The 18625-nt window shown below is 61.4% G+C and carries 15 protein-coding genes and 1 pseudogene; 2 read left to right on the forward strand and 14 right to left on the reverse strand.

Annotation, left to right across the window (positions count from 1 at the left end):
* The first annotated feature begins 273 nt into the window (after positions 1-273).
* On the forward strand, positions 274-1164 hold the full coding sequence (locus tag NR193_RS29935) for a polysaccharide deacetylase family protein (RefSeq protein ID WP_256754286.1): 891 nt from the start codon (positions 274-276) through the stop codon (positions 1162-1164).
* 40 nt (positions 1165-1204) lie between these two features.
* Positions 1205-1489: pseudogene (locus NR193_RS33680) on the forward strand (HD-GYP domain-containing protein); the annotation flags it as partial.
* 53 nt (positions 1490-1542) lie between these two features.
* Here NR193_RS33680 and NR193_RS29940 read toward each other — a convergent pair.
* The 14 genes from NR193_RS29940 to NR193_RS30005 form a co-directional block, all read right to left on the reverse strand.
* Positions 1543-3030 (reverse strand): NAD-dependent succinate-semialdehyde dehydrogenase, encoded by a 1488-nt coding sequence (locus NR193_RS29940; RefSeq protein WP_256754287.1) that lies wholly within the window; start codon positions 3028-3030, stop codon positions 1543-1545.
* Between the two features lie 2 nt (positions 3031-3032).
* On the reverse strand, positions 3033-3869 hold the full coding sequence (locus tag NR193_RS29945) for a CoA ester lyase (protein WP_256754288.1): 837 nt from the start codon (positions 3867-3869) through the stop codon (positions 3033-3035).
* The gene (locus tag NR193_RS29950; protein WP_256754289.1) at positions 3869-4729 is read right to left on the reverse strand and encodes a MaoC family dehydratase N-terminal domain-containing protein; all 861 of its coding nucleotides are present in this window, start codon (positions 4727-4729) and stop codon (positions 3869-3871) included. The genes NR193_RS29945 and NR193_RS29950 overlap by 1 nt, the downstream gene beginning before the upstream one ends.
* A gap of 12 nt (positions 4730-4741) precedes the next feature.
* Positions 4742-5899 carry an acyl-CoA dehydrogenase family protein gene (locus tag NR193_RS29955; protein WP_256754290.1) on the reverse strand — a complete coding sequence of 386 codons (1158 nt, stop codon included), beginning with the start codon at positions 5897-5899 and terminating at the stop codon, positions 4742-4744.
* A complete protein-coding gene (locus NR193_RS29960; RefSeq protein ID WP_256754291.1) occupies positions 5899-7233 on the reverse strand; it encodes an MmgE/PrpD family protein in 1335 nt (444 codons plus the stop codon). Before NR193_RS29960 ends, NR193_RS29955 begins: the two co-directional genes overlap by 1 nt.
* Positions 7230-8396, reverse strand: a complete 1167-nt coding sequence (locus NR193_RS29965) for a CaiB/BaiF CoA-transferase family protein (protein WP_256754292.1) — start codon at positions 8394-8396, stop codon at positions 7230-7232. The genes NR193_RS29960 and NR193_RS29965 overlap by 4 nt, the downstream gene beginning before the upstream one ends.
* Before the next feature lie 120 nt (positions 8397-8516).
* Entirely contained in the window at positions 8517-9479 is a 963-nt protein-coding gene (locus NR193_RS29970; RefSeq protein WP_256754293.1) for a LysR substrate-binding domain-containing protein, read from the reverse strand.
* Positions 9480-9556: 77 nt separating this feature from the next.
* On the reverse strand, positions 9557-10507 hold the full coding sequence (locus NR193_RS29975; protein ID WP_256754294.1) for a LysR family transcriptional regulator: 951 nt from the start codon (positions 10505-10507) through the stop codon (positions 9557-9559).
* A gap of 12 nt (positions 10508-10519) precedes the next feature.
* Entirely contained in the window at positions 10520-12397 is a 1878-nt protein-coding gene (locus NR193_RS29980) for a hypothetical protein (RefSeq protein ID WP_256754295.1), read from the reverse strand.
* On the reverse strand, positions 12394-12858 hold the full coding sequence (locus NR193_RS29985) for a hypothetical protein (RefSeq protein ID WP_256754296.1): 465 nt from the start codon (positions 12856-12858) through the stop codon (positions 12394-12396). The genes NR193_RS29980 and NR193_RS29985 overlap by 4 nt, the downstream gene beginning before the upstream one ends.
* A gap of 28 nt (positions 12859-12886) precedes the next feature.
* Positions 12887-15079, reverse strand: coding sequence for a flotillin domain-containing protein (locus NR193_RS29990; protein ID WP_256754297.1), 2193 nt, complete (start codon positions 15077-15079; stop codon positions 12887-12889).
* A gap of 59 nt (positions 15080-15138) precedes the next feature.
* Entirely contained in the window at positions 15139-15828 is a 690-nt protein-coding gene (locus NR193_RS29995) for a bacteriorhodopsin (RefSeq protein ID WP_256754298.1), read from the reverse strand.
* Positions 15829-15837: 9 nt separating this feature from the next.
* Positions 15838-17241, reverse strand: coding sequence for an ABC transporter permease (locus NR193_RS30000; protein ID WP_256754299.1), 1404 nt, complete (start codon positions 17239-17241; stop codon positions 15838-15840).
* Complete coding sequence (locus NR193_RS30005) at positions 17238-18617, reverse strand: ABC transporter permease (protein WP_256754300.1); 1380 nt, start codon at positions 18615-18617, stop codon at positions 17238-17240. Before NR193_RS30005 ends, NR193_RS30000 begins: the two co-directional genes overlap by 4 nt.
* Positions 18618-18625: the final 8 nt, after the last annotated feature.

The following is an 18625-nucleotide window of genomic DNA, read 5'->3' on the forward strand; positions in this document are numbered from 1 at the left end:
GCGGGGGCCACTTTGCTGGTAGACGGCGGGCTGACTATCAAACAGGGCTAGACACCACGATCTTCAGCCTTGCTGGGGCAATTGATCGAGCTGTAGACCCTAAGCCAAGGCGCCCGACGAGATGCGCATCTAGGAAGACGAGTGCATCAGCTTGGCGGCGCCGTGGTGGAGGCCTATACGTCTCGGTCGACTGGTTGCGCGACCGGCGTGACGGCGAGCTCGCCCTGAGAAGCTGATCAATCGAATCGTATTCCAAGACCGTAGGACCGTCCCATGCCGCTGAGCCCTCGCGAACGAATAGACTATCAAGCGATCGTCGATAGGCAGCCGCTGAAATTACCTGACGGCATCAGGATGCCAGTGTGGCTCATCGTCAATGTCGAACATTGGGATGCGCGGCGGCCGATGCCGCGCACCGTCTTGCCACCGCCGATGGGCATGCCGCTGCTGCCCGATATTCCCAACTGGTCGTGGCACGAATACGGCATGCGGGTCGGCTTCTGGCGCATCTACGAGAGCCTGACATCCCGAAAAATTGTTCCGACGTTGGCCATCAATGGATCAGTGTGCGAGGTCTATCCCAGGGTCGTGCATGCGGCGCACGACGCCGGATGGGAACTGATGGGTCACGGTTGGCTGCAAGGGCCGATGCACAATCTCGAAGATCAGCGCATGGCTATTCGGCGCACTATCGACGCGCTGTGCAAGATTTCCGGCAAGCCGCCGGTGGGATGGGAAAGCCCGGGGCTAACGGAGACGCCAGACACGGCCGACATCCTCGCTGAGGAAGGCATTCGATACGTCGCCGATTGGGTGATGGACGACTTGCCTTGCGAACTTAAGACGACGGCCGGCCCGCTGGTGACACTCCCCTATACGGTGGAGATCAACGATGTGGCAATAATGGCTGTGGCGCTGCACTCGTCAGCGGAACTGCTCGAACGCGGCAAGCGACAGTTCGATCGACTATATCAGGAAAGCGCGACCTCGTCGCGGATTATGTCCATCAGCGTCCATCCCTATCTCAGCGGTGTTCCGCATCGGATCGGCTATCTGGAGGAATTGCTGGATTACATCTCAACGCATGGCGACGTGGCATTCTGGACGGGCGAGCAGATATATAACTGGTACACTTCCGCACGACCCACCGCTGCCCAGCCGTAGACTTCGCAATGGATCCACGCGGGTTCGGAGGTTGTGGAGCATGCATGGCGGGGCGGTTTGGGATCGCAGTCTGGTCACTCAAGACAAAGGACGAGATCAGCTTTCAACATTCAGTAGCAGTCTGTGTCCTTGTCGGCTTATTCGCGCGACATTCAAGCTTGACAGTAATGTGGTCCGGATACTGTCCGTTGGCAGTCTTCTGCACGACATCGGAAAGATTCGCATCCCGACTGCCATTCTGACCAAGACCGACAAGCTCACAGCTCATGAGATGGCAGTCATGCAGACCCACCCGCGCGAGGGATATGCAATGCTGGCGAGGACGAAGGGTCTACACCGGCGGCGACGCCGCCACATCGACGATCCTGAACTCAACCTCTACGTTCCAACGTCGCCAAAACAGAGATACTTCAATTCGAGAAAGTCATCCGTTCCGTATTTCGAGCCCTCTCGGCCGAAGCCTGACTGCTTGATACCGCCGAACGGCGCGACCTCAGTCGAAATGAGCCCGGTGTTGATGCCGACCATGCCGTATTCCAAGGCCTCCGCGACGGCCCACACACGGCCCATGTCCTTGGCGTAGAAATAGGCCGCAAGCCCGAATTCGGTGTCATTTGCCATCTCAATGACGTCGTTGACCGTATCGAAGCGGAACAAGGGCGCCAACGGCCCGAACGTTTCTTCGCGGGCCACCGCCATCTTGGAGGTTACCCCGGTCAGGACAGTCGGCCAGATGAAATTGCCGCCAAGAGGATGGTCTGGCCCACCCGCCACAATGCTGGCGCCCTGGGAGACGGCATTCTCAATGTGACGCCTGACCTTGGCCACGGCGCGGTCGTCGACCAGCGGGCCGATCTCGGTGCCCTCCGCGAACCCGTCACCGACTTTGAAGGCTTTGACGCGACGCGCGAGCTTGTCGGCGAACTCTTCGTAGATGCCGCTCTGCACGTAAAGGCGATTGGCGCAGACACAGGTCTGGCCAGCATTGCGGAACTTGGAGACGATGGCTCCTTCGACGGCCGCATCGACATCGGCGTCGCCAAAGACAATGAACGGCGCGTTGCCACCCAGTTCCATGCTGAGCTTCATGACTTGCGCGGAGGCTTGCGCCATCAGAGTGCGGCCGACTTCGGTCGACCCGGTGAACGTGAGTTTGCGAACCTTCTCGTTTTCGCAAACCTCGTCGCCGAAGTCCGAGCTCTTTGTGATCGGGACAACGCTCAGTAGCCCGGCCGGCACCCCTGCCCTTTCCGCAAGTACGGCGAGGGCCAGGGCGGAGAGTGGTGTCAGGGCTGCCGGTTTGAAGACGATCGAGCAGCCTACCGCCAGCGCCGGAGCGATCTTGCGCGCCACCATCGCCGAGGGAAAATTCCAGGGTGTAACGGCGCCGACGACCCCGACAGGTTGCTTGATCACGACGATCCGCTTGTCACGGGCATGTCCGGGGATTGTGTCTCCATAGACGCGCTTGGCCTCTTCGCCAAACCATTCGATGTAGGACGCGCCATAAAGGATCTCGCCCTTGGACTCGGCGAACGGCTTCCCCATTTCAGCGGTCAGAATCGTCGCCAGGTCATCAAGATTGGCGATCGTCAGGTCGTACCATCGCCGTATGACTGCAGCGCGCTCCTTTCCCGTGCGGGCAGCCCACTCCTTTTGGGCGACGTAGGCCACGTCGATCGCCTTCGCGATCTCGGCTCGGGCAAAATCGGGCAGAGTGGCCAGCACTTCATTGGTCGAAGGGTTGGTGACCTCGAAGGTTTTTCCGGACTGGGATTGGCCGAGCCATTCTTTGCCGATCAATCCCGCTTCCCGGATCAGATCCTTGTCCTTGACCTTGCTTAGGAGTGTCGCTGATACGGCCATGGTTAGACACCTTTATTGGATTGCGAACGGCCCCGGAGCAGGAGCGCCCGGGCCTGGGCGATAATGGGAGCGTCGATCATCTTGCCGTCGACAAGGCGTGCTGCGCCGTCCTGGGCCGCGTCGGCGACGCGCTGCGCCCAGCGCAGTTGCTCGTCACTCGGCTGGAAAGCTGAGATGACATGCGAAGTTTGGGCAGGGTGTATGCAAAGCTTCCCGCCGGCCCCATGATTTAAGGCTTGCTGGCACTCGGAGGCCAGTTTGGCGGTATCCGTGACCTCGAAGGATGGGCCGTCCAACGGCAGGGGCTTACCGGCGGCCCTGCTCGCCACGGCGAGCCTCATCATAGCATGCGCTTTGATGGCATCGGAGGCGGTCGCACCCAGATCCAGCGCAAAATCTGCGGGTCCGAAGGCCAGTCTCGCGACATGAGAATGAGCGGCCAACGCCGCCGCCGCCTCTAGCCCCCGGGCCGTCTCGATCAGCGCCATGATTTCGATGTCCTCACCCAAGATATGAACCATCGCGTCGAGGGTCGCCACAGACTCCGCTTTTGGCAGGCAGATGCGTCGAAGCCCGAGAGCCCCGACGGCGGCAAGATCAGTAGTGTACCAGCTGCTGTCTTGGCTGTTCACCCGGACGTAGGTGGGGTTCCGCAATGTCAGGGCATGGTGAAGGTTAAACCGGGCACCATCTTTGGCGGCGGGCGCAACAGCGTCCTCAAGGTCGATAACGACCGCGTCGGCTCCGGACCGGTCGGCCTTTTCAAAACGCTCTGGCCGGTCGGCCGGCACAAACAAAGGCGCGACAGGCGTAAAATGCACGTCATCCTGTGCAGACATCAGGCCATACCCCGGTCGATATCGGCTTCCATGTGCACGGCACCGCTCCGGCCCTGCGTCCAGAGTCGCTGACCATCGATGCCTGCCCTGACGGTCAGTTCACGGCCTGCAATTGCCGGGGCTATCCCGCGGTAGCGAAACGTCAGGGGTATGCCGGCGCCTTGGGACGCCGCGAGGTTGAGGAGAAGCGTTGCCTGGAGGGGCCCATGGACAACCAACCCCTCATAGCCTTCAGCCTCGGTCGCATAAGGCAGATCGTAATGGATACGGTGACCGTTAAAGGTGATCGCGGAGTAGCGGAAGAGCAACGTGGAAGAAGGTAGGACAGACCACACTTGTCCTGCCGGCCGGATTGTCGTGGGCTCCGCCGGCGAGGTGTTTCGAGGCACGCCATTTCCCGACACGGCAGCTTCCCGATAAACGATGTCCTGCCGTTCACTCACGGCGAGACCACGATCGGAATGGTAAGCGTGGCCGACCGCGACGAACCAGAGTTCACCGGATCGGCCATGTTTGCGCACTATGTCCAAGATGGTGGACACCTTGCGGACTTTGTCACCTCCCCTGAGGTGATCATGCACCCGAAGTTCACCACCAGCCCACATGCGGCGCGGCAGCGGAACGGGCGGCAACGACAGGTTCTTGGCGGGGTGTCCGTCAGCGCCCAACTGGTCCATCCCAGCGATTGCCGGCGACAGACACCAATGGATGCCCAACGGTGCGGTATCTGCGGGCAGCGGCGCTAGATGCGGTTCGAAAATGGCGCGGAAGCTCTTTACGAGGCGCTCCGAAACGATATCGATGCTTTCGCTCTGACGGCCAATCCATTCTGCCGATAGCTTCCGTTCGGTCGCGTCCATTGGCCTTGACCGTCAGTACGAACGTGGCATCCCGAGCACATGCTCGGAGAGGTAGGACAGGATGAGGTTCGTCGAGATCGGCGCAACCTGGTAAAGCCTGGTCTCGCGAAACTTGCGTTCGACGTCATACTCTTCAGCGAACCCGAAGCCGCCATGCGTCTGGATACAGGCGTTCGCGGCTTCATTGGAAGCATCAGCAGCCAGCATCTTGGCCATGTTCGCTTCAGCGCCGCAGTCCTGACCGACCTCATAGAGCCGCGTGGCTTCGCGGACCATGAGTTCGGCTGCACGCATGTTGGCGTAAGCCCTGGCGATGGGAAACTGGACGCCTTGGTTGGCGCCGATGGCCCGGCCGAAGACGTTACGGTCGCATGCGTAGGTGGAAGCCTTGTTGATCAGCCACTTGGCGTCGCCGACACATTCGGCGGCGATCAGAATCCGCTCGGCATTCATCCCGGAGAGGATATAGCGGAAGCCCTTGCCTTCCTCACCGACCAGGTTTTCGGCAGGGACCTTCACGTTGTCGAAAAAGACCTCTGTCGTGGAATGGTTCATCATCGTCCGGATCGGCCGGATTGAGAGACCCTGCTTGAGTGCTTCCTGCATATCAAGAATGAACACAGATAGGCCGTCAGTGCGCTTTGCAACCTGATCCTTCGGGGTGGTCCGGGCGAGCAGCAGCATGAGATCCGAGTATTCTGCCCGGCTGGTCCAGATTTTTTGACCGTTGACCACGTAGTGATCGCCGTCCTTCCGCGCGAAGGTACGGATTGAAGTGGTGTCGGTGCCGCTGGTCGGTTCGGTCACACCGAACGCTTGCAGCCTCAATTCTCCGGAGGCGATTTGCGGAAGATAGCGCTGCTTCTGCGATTCATTGCCGTGGCGAAGCACCGTGCCCATGACATACATCTGCGCATGGCAAGCCGCACCATTGCATCCCGCCCGTTGAATCTCCTCGAGCACGGCGGCCGCGGCCGAAAGCGTCAAGCCCGACCCGCCATATTCCTCGGGGATCAGCGTCGCAAGGTAGCCGGCCTCGGTCAACGCGTTGACGAAATCCACGGGGTAGGCGCGGTCGGCATCGAGCTTGCGCCAGTATTCGCCCGGAAATCGCTCGCAGAGCCGACGCACGGCGTCGCGGATGTCCTCGTTGTCAAAGTCCTTGAACATCAGGCGCTCCGGGCGGCATGAACCTGGGGACGCGCGTCCCCAGCGGTTTCAAACAGACCCAGCGAGCGCACCGGACGGTTGTCGGTAAGGCCAAGGATAGCGCCGATCAGGTCGTCGGCACGGGCTTGCGAAGTGCCGCCGGCGACGAGCTGCGCGCGCGCCTTCTGAGACAGCTCCGCTGGCGTCATCGGGTTATCGGGATCGCCCTTGGCGTCGTGTCGGACGGCGGAAAGGCGTCTGCCGGAAGCCGTCTCGACGATCACCTCGGCGCCCCACGATTCCGGATAGGCGGCATCGATCGACGGCGCCAGCTCGACCTTGACCTTCTTGCGTTCGCCGACCATCCGTTGCCGTGCATCAGCATCGAAGCTGGCCTGGTCGACGCGGCCGTCCGCAAGCGCTATCGCCACCGTGTGCTGCAGCGAGAATTTGGCACTGTATGGATCCTCGGGCGTGGGCCGGTCGCACACGTCGAGGGCAGCCCGGTAAGCCCCGACATGAACGCTTGCGATGGCTTCCCCGGCGACGTCGTCGTGCAAGGCGATCGCGCCGTCGATCGCCGGGTGAGTGTGTCTGCAGCATGGCCATGGCTTGATCGAGGTGTTGATCAGTTGCCAGGCCCGCTCAGGCCCTGCCGTGACGGCCTCCGGAATCGGGTCCGGACACAGACCGGCGTAGAAGCCCTTCTCGCCTTCCAGGATATTCTGCGCGCCCGTGAATCCTTCCTTGGCCAGGAACGAAGCGAGGACGCCTGACTCCGCAGCCCTAGCGGTGTGGAGATGCTTGCTCATGGCGCCTTCGGCAAGGAACTCCCAAAGACCCGATGACTGGGTACCCGCATTCCCAAGCGCCCATACGGTCCTGGTGTCGTCGAGGCCGAGGAGCTCCGCCACGGCAAACGCCGCACCGAACGGCCCGCAGGTCGAGGTGTTGTGCCAGATCCGGTAATGCTTCTTGCCGACCGACATGCCGACCCGGCAGCAGGCCTCGTATCCTGCGAGAACCGCGCGAAGAAACGCTTCGCCGCCAAGATCGTGGTCGTGGGCTACCGCCCAGGCCGCTGGAATGACGACGCTGCCCGGATGGGTCACCGAGTCCCGGTGGAGGTCATCCATCTCCAAGATATGCGCTAGGCCGCCCAGGTAGAACGCCTTGCGAGCGGTATCGGCTTGCGCCAGCGGGGCGACCGCCTTCAGGATGCGGGCGGGCTCGGTCGGCAACGCGCCAAGGGCGCAGGCGAGCGTGTCCAGAACGAATAGCGATGCCCATTCCAGGTCGCGGTCGGTCACCGGTTTTTCGCGGATCAGCCGGGTCAGGTCGCGGGTCAAGCTCATGGTGCTGCACTTCCTATCCGTTTGGGACCCACTGTATCCGAAGGACCGAACTCCTGCCGCAAAGCCACGTCGTGTTCACCGAGTGAAGGCACCCGGCCAAGCACGGGGCGCTTGCCATTGACCGTGACCGGCGGCGCAAACAGCTCGACTTGACCAACGGTGGTCTCCACCGGGACTTTGGTGGCACTGCGATGCACCGCCAGATCCGCCATGGTCGACACACGGCCATAGGCAATTCTGACGTGGTCAAGCAGTTCGCATAATGCAGACATGGTGTAGGCGGCCAAGATCGCCTGCACGCATGCATCAAGCGGCTCGCGGTTTTTGATGCGAAGCACGTTGCGTTCGAATCTCGGGTCCGTTGCAACCGACGGCTGGCGCAGGACACTGTCGCAGAAGACGACCCATTCGCGTTCGTTCTGGACGGCGATCAGGATTTCGCCGTCACTCACCTGAAACAGCCCGTAGGGCGCGATCGAGGGGTGGGCGAGCCCGAGCCGCCGTGGCTCCTTGCCGCCGTAGTGGCGCGCCAGATATGGGACGTTCATGTATTCGGCCAGGGTGTCGAAAAGGGAAAGCTGCAGGTGAGCCCCTTCCCCGGTTCGACTGCGCATGATCAGGGCTTCGAGGATAGCGGCGTAGGCCCCCTGCCCCGTAGCGATATCGGAGATCGATATGCCAACCCGGGTCGGGCCAGAAGTTGCGGACCCAGTGACCCCCGCCAAGCCCGCTTCCGCCTGGATCAGCAGATCGTAGGCTTTCCGCTCGTGGTCGGGCGTTCCGGGTGCGTAGCCACCGATGTCGCAAACGATCAGCCTGGGAAACCGCCGCCTGAGGTCGGCGCTGCCGATGCCGAGCCTGTCGGTTGCGCCGGGCGCAAGGTTCTGGACGAACACGTCGGCGGTGGCGAGCATGGATTCGACCAGCGCAAGATCATCCGGCTGCTTCAGATCGACGGTGCAGGATTGCTTGCCGCGGTTGTTCCAGATGAAATAGCTCGAGAGGCCGTGAACATAGTCGTCATAGCCGCGCGCGAAGTCGCCCTCCGGGCGCTCGAGCTTGATGACCCGCGCGCCGGCGTCGGCCAGACGGGACGTCGCCAAAGGCGCGGCCACGGCTTGCTCCAGCGAGATGACGGTCGTTCCCTCCAGCGCGCCTGGCATGGCTCGCTCCTTATGCTGCTTTTCCAATACCATCGCACCGGAAGGGGTCCCTCCGTCAAATAGCGTTTTGTAATGGGAGGTATAGCGAAACCGTACAGTCGGCCGCCCGCCTGCAGAACCCTAGCCGAAGAGGTCGGGCCGCTGGTTTTCGTCGGATAGCTCGGCGCTCCAGACCTGGTCCTTGACCAACTGGCGAAGGATCTCCCACGACAGCTGCCCGACGGCGCGGGGCGCTGTCTGCAACGGCCGTTCCGTGGAGTAAGCCAGGTACACTTTCCGGGTAATCGGCGGGTTTTGGAAACTCCACGCCCGGAACAGCCCGGCCTGCGCCTCAGCGTTGATCGCCATCCGCGGCAGTATGCCGTAACCGATCCGCCGCGTCACCAATCGCTTGATCTGGTTGTAAGAGTCGATTTCGATCGCCGGGTTGATGGCGACTTGGACTGACGTTGCTACGGCTTCGATCAGTTCTCGCAGGCCGTGGCCTGGGCCTGGCACAACGAGGGGCAATCCGGCGACGTCGCGAAGCTCCACAGAAGAGCCCTGCAAGTCGGCCTGGCCCTGCATCGACGGGCTGCCAAAGAGACAGATTTCCTCGGACAAGCCGTGATGTACCGCGAGCCCCCGGGGATCCGAAGTTGCATAAATCATCGCGAGGTCAACCTCCCCCCGCTTCAACCATTCCAGAATGTAGCCGCTCATCGCCTCAACGATGCGGATGCGCACCTCGGGGAACCGCTCGCGGGCGGCCTCGATCAAGGGCGCCGCGAGAAGCTCGCTCACTGTACCCGGAAGGCCGAAGCGCACTTCGCCGCGAGGAGCGATGGCGGCGCCCCGGACACTGTCGTTAATTTCGGCAAACTCGGCAAGGATGCGCTTGGCATGCACCATCAGCCGCGTGCCCGCTTCGGTCGCACTGACGCCATGTGGCCCGCGATGCAGGAGAGCAAGGCCAAGCTCCTCTTCCATGTGCCTGACATGCTGGCTCAACGCGGGCTGCGCCACGTGAAGCTGCGTCGCGGCCTTCGAGAACGAGCCGCTCTCCACGACCTTGGAAAAATATCTTAGCTGCCGAAGGTCCAAAACGGCTCCCTACGCTCTGCGGAGGGCTAGCGTATAACATTTCGTTATTGAGGCAACGACAAAAAGCGGCCGTCCGTCTATCCCTGTCCCAGCAAGACCGCGTCGGCGCTGTCCATGGATCTCTTGATCCGTCCGGCCTGCCGGCGGACTTCATCAATCAAGGCAGTGAGCACCACGTTCCGGGGACTGCCTCCCTTGGGCCGCACCACGGCAATGGTGCGGGCCATGGCGCTGTCGGCGATCGCATAAGCGCTCAGCACGTGCCCGGCCACTTCGCGCGTCACGCTCGAGTGCGGCAGAATGGTTGCGTACTGGGTGGTTTTGTCCGCGATGACAGCTTTTGCGGCGCTGAGCGAGTCGAGTTCGAGTTCCGGCTGCAGCGTGATGCCCCGCTCGCGGTAGACCCGATCGATGATCCGCCGCAATTCATGGATTTCGCTCGGCAATATCAACTTTAACCGGCTGATGTCTCCCAACTGGCGCGGCGCGTCGACCTGGGCGCGGGCATAAGAGGTTACCAGCACGAGGCGCTCGGCGAACAGATCGAGGATGTCGAGTTGATCCGGCGCACTGGGCCGATAGGTGAGCGCAGCGTCGAGCCGGCCGCCGCGCATGAGACTGGCAAGGTCGCCGCTGTAGGCTTCGACAACATTCAGCGTCACACCCTGATACTGGGCTTCGACAAAATTGCGGATGTCCTCCAGAAACAGCGGTACGATGGTCGGGCATATTCCGAGTGAGATCTCGCCTTTGAGCTTATCTGAGCGCTCGCGCACCTCACGGACCGCATCATCGAGCCCATCGATGTGCAGGCGCGACTGGCCCAGGAGGAACCGTCCTTCGGCCGTGGGCTCAGCACCGCGCCCACTTCGGTTAATCAACGAGATACCGACTTCCTTTTCGAGCAGCTTGATTTGTCGCGTCAGGGACGGCTGGGCGACCCCTATGGATTGGGACGCACGGGAGAAGCCGCCGTGCTCGCAAACCGCGATGAAATAGCGCAGACGCCTGAGGTCGATGCCTTCCATGCCCTGCCCCAGTTACCGGCCCGTCACGCGGTCGAGGAGCCGTGCGATCCACGGGGTCGTAACTGGCTCAAACAATGGGTTCACGTCCGGCACGAGGACGATCCTGTGGCGAGGACGTTCATCGATAACGGACAGGCGTCCCTGATAGGCCAGCCACCACACGATGAATACGCCGACAAACCAGAACAGGACCTGCCAGATCAGCAGCGAAGGCACTCCCGGCGCCACCACCGCGCCAGAAAAAATCGGCTCGCTGAAGAATGTGTTGCCGAGGATTGCACCGGGGCCGAGCGCGAAAAACGCCCACAGAAGCGTGAGGGCCCATTTGGCCGTTATGGCCGCCTGGCTCCCGTTACGCGCCGGCTGGCTCTCCTCGAAAGCGTCGTGGAGGCGATCCCTGCGATCCCGCTCGGCGCCGCTGCGCGTAAATAGGGACACAAGGAGGCACGCGGTGAAATTGGTCGCCAGTCCCCATCCCGCCGAATGGACCGACAAGGGCCAGCGACCCCATGGCAGGTCGACGAAGAGCCGCTCGAACAGCACCAGTCCAAAGCTCTCGGTGAACACCACGCAAAGGCTTCCGACAATCAAACCGGCCAGAACACCGCTGCGGCTGATCCAACGCACCCAGCACAAGCCGAGCACCGAAGGCAGCAGTTGTATGGACAGGCTGAGCGTGAGGGATGAGAAGATTGTCGCGCTGAGGGGCGCATAGCTCGCGACGGCGGCGACAGCTCCGTAGACGAGCGCCAGGGTCACGCGCGCGGCAAACCGCATCGAGCGCTGGTCCATGCCCGGGATGATGTAGCGTGATGTCAGCTCGATGGTGCAGACCGATGCACCGGATCCGGCAAAGAATGCGACGGCGATCTGGCCCGACGCGACCAGAAGGACTGTAAAACCCACCGCCACCATCGGATCGAGCGTTGCCAGTCGTGTCGTGAAGGCTGTCAGCGAGCCACTGGCCGCAATCTCCGCGGCCAGAACCGGCCCGATCAGGATCAGGGCGCCAGCCGCGAGGCCCGCGATCATCCAGACCTGGCCAAATGCAAGGCCGCGGCGCGGCGCACTTGTCACGCCCAGAAAGCTGAAGCCGGGACTGATCGCGATGCCGCCCAGAGACAGGGCGAACGTCAGTCCCGCGAGGGTGGTCCAGAGCCCCCCGGCCGGCAACTCCTTGCCTATGCCGGCGCTAAACTGGATCACGCCCGGGATCTTGTCCGGCAGCACACCGCTGGCTGTGCCAATCCCGTTGGCGGCGAATGCCAATTTGTCGAGCGTAAAGTCCGTGAAACCGCCGAAGAAGATCATGAGGGCCAGGACCAGCAGGGACTGGGCGGCGACAAGATAGGCAATCCCGCGCCAGCCTCCGATCACGCTGCAGAGGAACAGGACGAACGCGATCGACCAGATTGCGAGACCGGACGGAACGTCGTTGGCAGTCGCGGCGCTCACCAGGGCACCCGCCTGAGACAGGCACATCGCTGCAAAGGGGATGCTGAAAAGGAACAGTACGAACAGCAAATAGATGCGAAGCGTCGTGCTACCGAAATAATCGCCCAGCAGGTCACCAAGCGTGCGCAGCAAGGTCAGCCGGGCGGCAAGCCAGACCCGCTTTTGCGTGATGGCGGCGCAAAGGGCGATACAGATGAGACCGACTGCGACCTGGTTATATTGAAGGCCGAAGGTGGCGAGCAACATCAGATGATCGGGAAGGCTAAGGCTGGCCAAGGTGATGCCGGCGCCGGCGAAGATAATCACCCATGGCGGCAATGCCAGGCCCGCGTCGACGAAATCACCGGGTTGCTGGGTGTGACGGCCGCTGATGGTGGCAAGGTAAAGGCCCAGGACCGCGACAATGCCGAGCACGGAAACCAAGAGCGGGGTCATATATGGTCTCCCGGCGAGCGTTTTGAATCCCGGTCATCCGAACGGAAGTCCCGGATAACGTCGAACGCTTCGAAGGCCTGCCGTGCCCCGAACCGGGTGATCAGGTAGAAAACGAACACGGCCCCCGTCGTGATAAAACCGATGCTCAGCGGCAAGAAGTTGTGCGCGGCAAACGGCGTGCTGACCAGCGACAGAACAACGAACAGCACCAGCGCGAGTCCGTAGATGACCAGGCCGAGCCCTAGTTCTCGGGGCGAGAAACCCGTCCCGTAAACCACATTGACGATCACGTGGGCGACAAAGCCCGCCAGAATGGCCGCGAACCCGGCAAGGATATAAGGTGTTCCGCCCTGGCCGAATCCATACTCAAACAGGATCGCGGCGGGCAAGGCCGCTGCCAACCAGCAGGCCATGACCAAGGCGTGGCGGTCCAGCGCTTCGTTTTTGCCGAGCGGGGTCATCGGTTGCTCTCGCTGGTTTCGTACGCGCTCAGTCGTCCTTATCCTTCGGCGCATCCGGACCCTGGAAGTTGCGGAACGACATGCCGCCGGCGCTTCCGAGGTTCTCGATCGGCAGTCCCAAGTCCTTCATGAGACCGTCCACGAAGGCCACCTGGGTGCGATATTTCATTGCGGAATTCACGACGCGATCGGTCATGTTGCCGCCGCCCGAGCCGCCATCGCCGCCGCCCTTCTCGGAAGGACTGTTGATGCCGGGCAGGCCATCGACCTGGAGGATCTTGATCGATTCGATGTTTTCCATCGGCTTGACCGTCTCGCGGATGATGCTCGGCAGATTGCTGACGAGGTTTTCGTAGATGGCACTGCGTCTGCTGGCATCCGAACGGCTGTTTTCGGACTCGTTGAGCATGCGCTGCCCGGCGGCGTCCTTGGCATAGCGGACCTCGGCCGCATTGGACTCGGCGATTTCCGCCAGCGCCCTGAGTTCCGTGGCTTCCTTCTCGGCCTTTGCCGAAGAAACGACGCGTTGGGCATCACGCTCGACCCTGGACGAGGACTGAATGAGCTCGATCCGCTTGATACGTTCGGCCACTTCTTCTTCGCGTACGCTGTTGACCTGCTCTTCCTGTTCAACCTGTTTTTTCAGAGCTTCCGCGGCCTCGGTCTTTGCGTAGGCTTCCTCGATCGACTTGTTGATCACTGCGATCAGGCGCTCCTTGTCGACGATTTCGACTTCCTTCTGCTGCTCGATCTCAAACTTATCGACGAACTTCCGCGCAGCGATGCGCAACTCGTCGATCTGTCGGTTGGCGGTGATCGAGGCGTCCTGAATCTCCTGAAACGCCTTGGTCTCGGCGAGCTTGATCTTCTGGTTTTTCTCGATCTCGAGCTGCACAATTTCCTCGTCGACCCTCAAGCGTTCGACATCGACATCGTAACGTTTCTTCAGGCGCGCCTTTTCCTGGTCAGCCTCGGCAAGTTCGTTGCTGATGCGAACCTCTTTCGACTTCGCCACGGCCAGCAATTCAATGGTTTTATCGGTTTCAATACGGTGCGACTCGGTTATCCGCTGGGTCTCCAGTTTGGCCTGGTCGATCTCTGCCGATGACGTCGTCTCGATGATCGACAGCTCCTGACGCGAACGGATTTCAGACTCCTTCACATGCTGCTCGTTGTCGATCCGCTCCGCCTCAATTTCCCGGCGGTTCTGAATCCTCTGCATCTCGAGCTCGCGGCGCGACATGATCTCCGTCATTTCAGTCTCTTGCTGCTTCTTGATCTCCAGCGACCGCACCTCCGACTGAGTGTTGATCCGTTCGGAATCGATCAGCCGGTCCTTGGCGATACGAATCCGCTCGCCTTCTTGTTCGCTGTGGATCCTGGCGTTCTGAATACTGATTGTGGAGCTTGATCTCTCGGCCTCAATCTCGGCCAATTGGGCGGCTTTGCGGATTTCGATCGCCTGCGTCTGTTCGATGCGGGCGTATTCGAGGTCGCGCTCGATCTCCAGAGCCCGCTGCTCGGTCTCGAAATCCTTGAGCTTGATGCCGATCCGCGATTCGTTTTCGATGCGGTTGCGAAGCTGGCGGCGCTCCTCGATCTGCTCGGTCAACTGCGTCAGGCCTTCGGCATCGAACGCATTGGAGGGATCAAACACGGAGATGTCGGTCTGGTTGAGGCTCGTCAGAGAGGCGTTTTCAAGCTCAAGGCCATTCGACCCCAGGGTCGTCGCCGCAAGGGCGGCCACCTCGCTCATGTAGCGGCCGCGGTTGGTGTGGATTTCATCCATGGTCATCGTGGAGGCGATGGCCGACATCGCGTCGACGAACCGACCCTGAACGATCTCCTTCAGCGCGGCAGGGTTCTGGGTGCGGTCACCGAGGGTGCGGGCCGCAGTCGACACCCCAGCTTCCGTCGGCACCACCCGCACGAAGAACTCGGCGATGATGTCGATGCGCATTTTGTTCCTGGTGATCAGGGATTGCTCACCGAGCCTCCGGATCTCCACCGGGATCGCGTTCATGTTGACGCGCGTGATGTCGTGGACAATCGGGATGATCAGCGCGCCGCCACCCATGACCACCCGCTCGCCGCCGAGGCCGGTACGGACGAAGGACTGGTCTTTGGACGAGTGTCTGTAGAGCCAGTGCAACAGATAGACACCGATCGCGATGATGATCGTTACGAGAATAACGACTGCGATCACATCTGAGCCATTCATGGGAAGATCCTCCACTTAACCGCGAGCGCCGAGCACGTCGGCGCGAAGATTGACAGCCTTCAGAAACGCTCCTCGCCAGCGACGGCGAGGACGATCATTGAGACGGCGATGAGATTGATAAGGTCGGCAATGGTGTAGAGCACGATAATGGGTGCCACGTGCCCGGTGCCGATAACGACGTCCACGAAATGCAGGATCGGGTAAATTGCCCAGCCGATCGTCATGATCAGCCTGATCCAGAAATAGCCGAGCCGGATCGGACGCGTAGACTTGCTGATGGCATCCGACATGGCGCCGAAATACAACTCGCCAAGGATATAGAGCCAGAAGGCGATCGACAGCAGCACGCCAAGGGTCGGGTTGAAGATCCGTGCGTCACCCAGGTAGCGGGCGAGCACCATCAGGATTGCCGCGGCCAGTGTCCGCCAGAACACGCCCACGGGCACTTTCCCTGCAATGCTCGCAAAGAAAAACATCGATGCGACCTGGATCGGCTGAACCACGAACCACGCGACGTAGCGTGAGGCGGCGCTGAGCTGCTGGCCCGCCAGCCAGATGTTGGAGGCAGCATAGTATTCAAGGCCCGACGCCAGGAGCGCAACGGCCGACAGCGCCAGCGAAACCCGCCAGCGCTCTGACGTCCATGTCAGGCCCAGCATTGCCAGGGCAGCCGTGGCAAACATGGCAAGGGTTGCAACGCTGAGCGCGGTGCTGACCACGGCGCTCGACTGAAAGAGTGTTCCAAACATGGGCTTTCCCTAGACCTGGGCTCTGATGTGAGGGGCGCGGCCGTAGAGCGCGACCATCGGCAGGATCAGAAGACCGAAGATGAATTGTTGCCATTCGTATTTGAGCCCGATGCCAATCAGGAAGGCGCTCAGGACTTGCAGGACGAGAACCCCGATCACGGTATAGCCATACCCGCCATACCCGCCCATGAGCGACGTCCCGCCGATCACGACTGCGGCCAGGGTTGTGAAAAGATACTGGTCGCCGACCCCGATGAACCCGCCGCCGCTCCAGCCCAGCAACAGGCATCCTGTCAGGGCGGCCGAGAAGCCGCTGATGGTGTAGGCGATGGTCCAGTATTTGAACTCGGAGACGCCGATGAGCTTGGCCGAGCGGCGATTGCCGCCCAGGGCGTAGATGTACCGGCCAAAGGCGGAGTAGCGCAGTCCGACAATAACGATGATCGCAATGACGATCCACAGGAGGATTGTCGGCGGGACTGCCAGGCCGAAGGTGCGACCGTTCATGGCGGCAAGGTTCTGGAGCCACTTGGGCACAGTCCCAAAGACGTTGCCACCGAACGAAGATCCGATGCTGGTCAGGATCTGGACGAGACCGGCGATCGAAAAGCCCATGCCGAGCGTCAGGATCAGAGCCTGGCCCTGCAGGCGGTAGGACAGGACGCCGTTGAGAAAGCCCAACGCGGCGCCGATCACTAGCACAAAAATGACGGCCAGCCCCGATGGGACGCCAAGGCCGATCAGGAACAGAAGCCCGATGTTCGAAGACCCGATGACAAACGGGATCGAGAGGTCCAAACCGCCCAGCAACGCCACCAGCGTTTGCCCGACGCAGGCGATGCCCAGGAACGCTGCAAACAGCAGAATTGCCTTGATGTTGGCGGCGGAGAGAAACCCGTTGATGGTGAAGGAGCTGATTACGATCAGCGCCAGCAGCACGATCAGCCCAATAAAGGCGCTGCGGCCATGGGCGAAGCGGCTGCTGACCTTGAACGCAAAGACCAGGATTGCTTCCAGCAGCAGGAAGGCGATCAAGTTGCCAAGGGACCTGAAGGACGGGACCGTGGCCGTGATCAGCAGATACACGATCAGCATCACCGCCATGGTGATGATCAGGGCCCGGTTGCCGGCCCAGACGCCACCGGCGCCAGCCGGGGCTGCAGTCTCGGTTTCAAGCGATGAAGATCGGGACTCGAAGATGACGGCTACGTAGTTGATCAGCCAGAACAGCACGGCGGCCAGAACGATAGTGTAGAGGATGACGATCTGGGCGCTGAGCCCCTGCCAAAACCCCAGGCCGAAGCTGATTGCGGCCACCACGAATGTGGCGGCGAGGTTAAGCCACACCAAGGCGCGCGAATGTGGGATGAAGAGGCCGCCACTACGGCTGCCGCCGGCGAAAGTCTGACTCATGACCCGATCCCCAACGATTGTCCTGTCGCCACAATTCCGGCCGCGTGGCTTTGCTCGCCGACGACCAGGAACAGGAGCAGGATGAGTGCCGAGACGAAAACATAGATGAAGGCGCCAAGGCGCACGGAAACCGCTTCAGCTACGATGACGCGGACAGTGAACGTCAGCAAGGCCAAGATGACGGCGAACCCGAAGACGATCTTTTGCAGCGGCGTGAGATCGGGCAGAGCCGGCCCGCTTCCCGACTGTACAGGCAGCAGCAGATAGCGAGTCATCACTTCCGGATCGGACTTGAAAGCCTCGCCGGCGACGGCCGCCACGTCATAGGTATCGCGGGTGCTGACGTACAGCATGATCCCGACGACCACGCAGCCCAGGACCACGAAGGCCGCAAAGGGTGAAATGAAGTGGAGGTATCGCCCGATGACGGGGACCAGCAGGGTCAGCAGGAGCGACAGAACGAGGATCAGCCCATAGAAAAGCTGCGTCACAAAGGCTTGCGTGGACCCGAAATTAAACGTGGCAAGAACATAGCCGATAAGAAAGAGGTTGAGCGCGCCCAGCAGCCCGCCTGCCACGCCACCGCGTCCACCGGACAGGCTGACCCCGCCCAGCACCAGGGCGGTCACCGCCGTCAGCGTCATGGTCGTACCCTGTGTCGGATCTCCAGAAGAGATCAGCGCGGTATAGCAGATCGCGCCAAGGCCAACGAAGAGGCCGGCGATGATGTGGGCACCGATCCGCACCACATTGATGCGGACGCCGCTCGTATAAGCCGCACGCTCATCGTAGCCCATCAAACGCAAATTCGCGTAGAACGAGGTCATGGTGAACAGCAGCCAGGCCGCGATAGCCAGCAGCACGATCAGCAGGATCGGTGAAAAGATCGTGTTGCCGAGGCCCCAGGTCGACATCCAGTCCGGTGCGGTGCCGCCGGGTCTTGGGAGGATGACGAGGTTGATGCCGGTCAGGGCAAGAAAGCCACTGAGCGCCACAATGATCGGCTGGACGCGCACGAAAATGATGATGAGGGCAAAGAAGAGCTGATAGAGAACGCCAATCCCCAGGGCGACCAGAAAGACGCCAAAGGGACCCGTGACGATGCCAAGGCCGTTGAGCTTGACGATCGTGACGTTGATGAAGGCGAGCAAGGGTCCGACCGCCAGGTCGACTGTCCCACGTCCCGCCACAGCCAGAGCCATGAGTGAGAATGTCGCCAGGATCAGGGGGGCCGACACGATGATCGCGCTACCGAACCCCGACAAGGACACAAGGTTCGGCCCCCTGATGACCGCGGTGCTCAGGAGCAGCGCGATCAGCAGGATCGGGACCAACAGGTAGGTGTTTTGGGAACCCCTGGACTGCGACATCAACATTTGTCTTT

Origin of the sequence: Mesorhizobium sp. Mes31, from assembly GCF_024519675.1 — a bacterium.
Taxonomy (GTDB): domain Bacteria; phylum Pseudomonadota; class Alphaproteobacteria; order Rhizobiales; family Rhizobiaceae; genus Mesorhizobium.

Excerpts from the sequence above, each read along its gene's own strand:
- NR193_RS29935 (WP_256754286.1), top strand. The coding sequence starts at position 274 with ATGCCGCTGAGCCCTCGCGAACGAATAGACTATCAAGCGATCGTCGAT.
- NR193_RS29940 (WP_256754287.1), bottom strand. The coding sequence starts at position 3,030 with ATGGCCGTATCAGCGACACTCCTAAGCAAGGTCAAGGACAAGGATCTG.
- NR193_RS29945 (WP_256754288.1), bottom strand. The coding sequence starts at position 3,869 with ATGTCTGCACAGGATGACGTGCATTTTACGCCTGTCGCGCCTTTGTTT.
- NR193_RS29950 (WP_256754289.1), bottom strand. The coding sequence starts at position 4,729 with ATGGACGCGACCGAACGGAAGCTATCGGCAGAATGGATTGGCCGTCAG.
- NR193_RS29955 (WP_256754290.1), bottom strand. The coding sequence starts at position 5,899 with ATGTTCAAGGACTTTGACAACGAGGACATCCGCGACGCCGTGCGTCGG.
- NR193_RS29960 (WP_256754291.1), bottom strand. The coding sequence starts at position 7,233 with ATGAGCTTGACCCGCGACCTGACCCGGCTGATCCGCGAAAAACCGGTG.
- NR193_RS29965 (WP_256754292.1), bottom strand. The coding sequence starts at position 8,396 with ATGCCAGGCGCGCTGGAGGGAACGACCGTCATCTCGCTGGAGCAAGCC.
- NR193_RS29975 (WP_256754294.1), bottom strand. The coding sequence starts at position 10,507 with ATGGAAGGCATCGACCTCAGGCGTCTGCGCTATTTCATCGCGGTTTGC.
- NR193_RS29980 (WP_256754295.1), bottom strand. The coding sequence starts at position 12,397 with ATGACCCCGCTCTTGGTTTCCGTGCTCGGCATTGTCGCGGTCCTGGGC.
- NR193_RS29985 (WP_256754296.1), bottom strand. The coding sequence starts at position 12,858 with ATGACCCCGCTCGGCAAAAACGAAGCGCTGGACCGCCACGCCTTGGTC.
- NR193_RS29990 (WP_256754297.1), bottom strand. The coding sequence starts at position 15,079 with ATGAATGGCTCAGATGTGATCGCAGTCGTTATTCTCGTAACGATCATC.
- NR193_RS29995 (WP_256754298.1), bottom strand. The coding sequence starts at position 15,828 with ATGTTTGGAACACTCTTTCAGTCGAGCGCCGTGGTCAGCACCGCGCTC.
- NR193_RS30000 (WP_256754299.1), bottom strand. The coding sequence starts at position 17,241 with ATGAGTCAGACTTTCGCCGGCGGCAGCCGTAGTGGCGGCCTCTTCATC.
- NR193_RS30005 (WP_256754300.1), bottom strand. The coding sequence starts at position 18,617 with ATGTTGATGTCGCAGTCCAGGGGTTCCCAAAACACCTACCTGTTGGTC.